The sequence below is a fragment of the uncultured Campylobacter sp. genome (genome assembly GCF_938018035.1).
Classification (GTDB): domain Bacteria; phylum Campylobacterota; class Campylobacteria; order Campylobacterales; family Campylobacteraceae; genus Campylobacter_B.
On the sequence record NZ_CALIJF010000311.1, the window covers coordinates 1 to 4391 of the forward strand.

The 4391-nt window shown below is 44.6% G+C and carries 3 protein-coding genes; 2 read left to right on the top strand and 1 reads right to left on the bottom strand.

Translation table 11 applies throughout. The features are described 5' to 3' along the window. Positions 1-476 precede the first annotated feature (476 nt). Both Q0257_RS09230 and Q0257_RS09235 read left to right on the top strand, forming a co-directional pair. Positions 477-2552 carry a TonB-dependent receptor gene (locus Q0257_RS09230; RefSeq protein ID WP_298024312.1) on the top strand — a complete coding sequence of 692 codons (2076 nt, stop codon included), beginning with the start codon at positions 477-479 and terminating at the stop codon, positions 2550-2552. A gap of 120 nt (positions 2553-2672) precedes the next feature. Next, entirely contained in the window at positions 2673-3464 is a 792-nt protein-coding gene (locus tag Q0257_RS09235; RefSeq protein WP_298024314.1) for a class I SAM-dependent methyltransferase, read from the top strand. Between the two features lie 436 nt (positions 3465-3900). Here the strand turns inward: Q0257_RS09235 and Q0257_RS09240 are convergent. Then, a partial coding sequence (locus Q0257_RS09240) for a hypothetical protein (RefSeq protein WP_298024316.1) occupies positions 3901-4391 on the bottom strand: 491 nt, incomplete at its 5' end.

A 4391-nucleotide genomic window follows, 5' to 3' on the forward strand; every position in this document is an offset into this window, starting at 1 on the left:
AAGATTATGCCGAGATAGAAAAGTGGAATCAAGCAGAAAAGAATAAAAAGCTTGAAAGATATTATAAATTTGAAAAAGAGTGGCTAAAGAGGGTGAGCCATGATAAAAAATAATTGATGCGCAAGCAAAATCAAAAAGGCCATATGGAAAAAAATGAGCGCTAGGATAGGTTTAATACTTTTTTGGCGCATTTTAGACGGGTATGATTTTAAGGATTTGGCTAAATTTCAAAATTTCAGCTAGATCCGCTTTGCGAATTTGACTTTTTAAAAAAGCGCCGCTAAAGAATCTAAATTAAAACCGAAATTTTATCGCGCCCAGCAAAATGCTCAAGATCAAAATTTCATCCAATCTCCGCCTAAATTTTAAAAAATCTATCTTTAATCTTTGAAATTTATTATTATTTAATCAAGAGAAATTATAATATAGCATTTGCAAATCATTCGCAAAATTCTAATTTTGAATAGGGGAGAGTGATGTTTAAGAAATTTTATCTTTCAAATGCCGCGATCGCGCTAAGTTTGTGCGTCGCATTGCAACTAAACGGAGCCGAAAACAACGCTACGTCCGAAAATATCAGCGCGCCCGGCGCGGGAGCCGTAAATTCCGCAGTTCCTAAAAACGCTTCCGGCGCGAACGCCACGAAGCTGGGCACCATCGTAGTTACCGCGACGGGCTTTGAGGATACGCTTAAAAACGAGGTTCGCAACGTCTCTGTTATCACCGCGGAGGATATGGAAAACCGCGGCTACCGCGATCTGCGCGAAATTTTAGAAAAGGCGCCGGGGGTTAGCTTTAACGGCAGATCGGTTGATCTACGCGGGCAGGGGCAGAAGGCAAATACCTCCGTCAAGGTCCTTCTTAACGGAGTCGCGCTCAATATGATTGACACGACGCCGACGACCATCCCGATCGATTTAGTTCCGATCGAAGATATCGAGCGCGTGGAGATCATCCCTGGCGGCGGTAGCGTGCTTTACGGCAGCGGCACCAGCGGCGGTGTGATAAATATTATCACAAAAAAGGGCGCCAGATACCCGTACGCCAATATCTCCACCAAGATCGCGTCGTATAATTATAAAGATCTAAATTTCGGCGCAGGCGGGAATGTGAGCGAAAATCTATTTCTAAAGACCGCGATAAAGGGCTTTGATCAGCATGGATACCGCAAGGGCGAGAAAAATACCGGCTACTACGGCTCGCTCGGGATGCATTATAAAATTTCAGATGATCAAAGCCTCTCTTTTAATCCGAGCTTTTATCGCGCCAGGACGCATGATGTGCCGAGTTTAGGACTTGCCAGACTCAAAGCGGATCGCCGCCAACAAGGAGGCGAGAGAACCTTTACCAAAAGCATGCGACTAAATTTTGACTTGGATTATGCGGTGAAATTTGGCGATAGATTTGAAGCAAATTTACAGCCTTATTACCAAGATATTAGAATTTTGCAAAAGGGATTTGTGATGAAAGACCGCAAAGAGGGGGCAAATTTAAAAGGCAAGCTCGACTACGACAGCGGCGAGTTCATAGCGGGATACGATTATCTCAAAAACAAAGGCTTTCGCAGGATAAATTTTGACGCCGCGATGAATCCTATGATGAGCCGTTCACAGCTTACGATCTTTGATATGCAAAAGCTTACCCACTCGGTCTATGCTTTAGAAAAGCATAATTTCACCGATCTGTTTTCGCTTAGTGCGGGCGGGCGGTTTGAGCGCGCCGAATACAAAGTAAATCGCAGAGTTTCGACTACTATAAAAAGGATGGGAAACATAATCTCGCAGACGCAAAATAGCACCCGAGTAAGCGATCATAAGAACAACTACGCTTTTGAGATTACGCCGAATTTTAATTATTCCAAGGATGGCAATCTATATTTTAAATTTGAGCGCGGCTATATCTCCCCGGGTCCTAATCAGCTCATCGACAAGCTCGGTCGTAACGGTCCTTATGTGCTTAATAACCTCAAATCCGAAACTTTTAAAACCTACGAGATCGGTCTTAAAGACCTGATCTACGGGCAATACGTAAGCGCTACGATCTTTTGGACCGATACGAAAAACGAGATCGTAAACGAAACCCTGGGCAGCTCGATCACCGACGGTTGGCATTTTATCAATATCGACGAGACGCGCCGCAAGGGCGTGGAGCTGTATGCGGAGCAAAGTCTGCTTTCAAATTTAAAGCTCAGCGAGACCTTTTCATACGTGGACGCCAAGATCCAATCCGGCGCGAATAAAGGCAAGCAGGTCCCGCTAGTGGAGCGCTCGAAGTTCGTTTTGGGGCTCGATTATGAGCCGATTAGAAATTTAACGCTGATGAGCGATTTTAAATATTTCTCATCATCGCACGACGCCAACCACGATAGGATCGACTCGCGCACGATCGTGGATCTGGGCGCTGCGTACCGCTTCGCAAGCGGATTTTTGATAAGCGCGGGAGTCAAAAACGTCTTTGACGAGGAGTATAATTACAACCAAAATTTACGCTCGGACGTCTATACTCCGGCTCCCGGACGCAACTACTACGTGGAGTTTAAATACACCTATTAGCGTGCGTTTAAATTTAAGTGGGATTTTGAGCTGCGGACTTTAAAATTTACGGGCGAAATTTAAAATTTTGCTGCGACGTGCTTTGCCGTCGCGAGATTAAATTTAATAAAAGGAGCGAAGATGAAACCGGACTATAAAAACTGGGTGCCTAAGGGCATGATTGCGTCATTTGCTGCGGGTGCGGGCGTGGCGTTAGTTTTGTTTTTGATTTTCGGCGTTTGCGGCGCCTTCGTAGGCGGCGTGCTGAGGTGGTTTCTTGCGGGGCTTTTCGGCGCAGCGGCGCTGGTTTTGATCGGCTTTACGATATACTGCATCGTGTGGTACCGCGCGTTTGATTACGGCGGCAAGCGTCAGCTCTCTCGCGCGATCGTAGAGGGCACGGCGAAATACGTGGATCTGCCCGAGGGCGGGCGGGGGCTAGACGTAGGCTGCGGCAGCGGCGCGCTAACGATCGCCGTTGCTAAGCGCAACCCGCACGCATCGGTACTAGGCGTCGATCGCTGGGGCTTTGAGTACGCGTCTTTTAACAAGCAGCTGTGCGAATCCAACGCGCGCGCCGAAGGGGTTAGCAACGTTAGCTTCGAGCAGGCCGACGCTACGCGGTTGCCGTTTGAGGACGAAAGCTTCGATGCGGTGACGAGCAACTACGTTTATCACAATATCAGAAGCAAGGACCGCCAGGCGTTACTTTTAGAGACGCTTCGCGTGCTTAAAAAGGGCGGCAGCTTCGCTATCCACGATCTTTTTTCGCGCGGAAACTACGGCGACATGGATGCTTTCATCGCACGTCTTAAGGAACAGGGCTACGAGCGAGTCAAGCTCATAGACACGACGCAGGGGCTTTTTATGAGCCCGCGCGAAGCCAAATGGCTAATGCTCGGTAGCTCAAAATTGCTGGTGGGTAAGAAATAGATTTTTTGTAAATTTAGATTTAGGCAAATTTGAAGACGGATTAAATTTTAATCCCACCCGCTTTTAGCCGAATCCAAATCTTTAGGCTAGACTAATATATAATTGGCTATTTATCTCAAAAAAGAAACCGCGAAAGGAATTATTTCGGCCGAGGGCGTTATCCTTGCTGTGGGCGCGCTAACGGTCGCCATCGGATATTTTGTGCTTTTAGCAGCATTTATCCTATAGTGGTATAGGCTGCGAGAGATCAAGACCGCTTAAATTTATCGTATTTGTTCTGTGAGCTAAGTGCATGCTGGTAGAACCTGCTGCCGAATTTTAATTTTGTGATTTTATGCAAAAAATCCGCGCCTCAAATTTAGCAAGGATTGCCCTCGGCATAGGCATAGCCGCCCTGTGCGATTTTACCGCTCATATCTACTATTTTTGACATAGATTACTCCTTATTTTGTTTAAATTTGTTTTTAAAATCTGCATAATTCATATATGCTTTATATGGTTCCCATAATATGCCCATATATAAGCCCTTGTAATTTCCGCAATTATCTATACCTATTCTATACATAGAATAATTTTCTAATATAATCTTATTTCCTTTATCTCCAATAATTTCAACGCTTTCTTTAGTAACGTCAAGTTTATTTTTATCCATCCAATCATTTAAGGTGCAAAAATCATCACTTTTATCAATACGTTTAAGGGCTAATAGCATTCTTAGCGCTAGCCTATTATCGTTTTTGTATATGATCTTCTTGCTTTTTCCGGTAAGTAAATCAAGCAATTTAATCTTAATAGTAGGATCCTCGGCTATAAACAAAGAATCATATCGATAATACTCGCTATAATGGTTGTCCTCATTATTAAAGTAGATAGAATAATTAAGTTCCCCTTTATCATTAAAAAGCTTGCTATCCTCCCATGGATACA

Bases quoted from the DNA above. Each gene is read 5' to 3' on its own strand.
- Q0257_RS09230 (WP_298024312.1), top strand. From the start codon at position 477: ATGTTTAAGAAATTTTATCTTTCAAATGCCGCGATCGCGCTAAGTTTG.
- Q0257_RS09235 (WP_298024314.1), top strand. From the start codon at position 2,673: ATGAAACCGGACTATAAAAACTGGGTGCCTAAGGGCATGATTGCGTCA.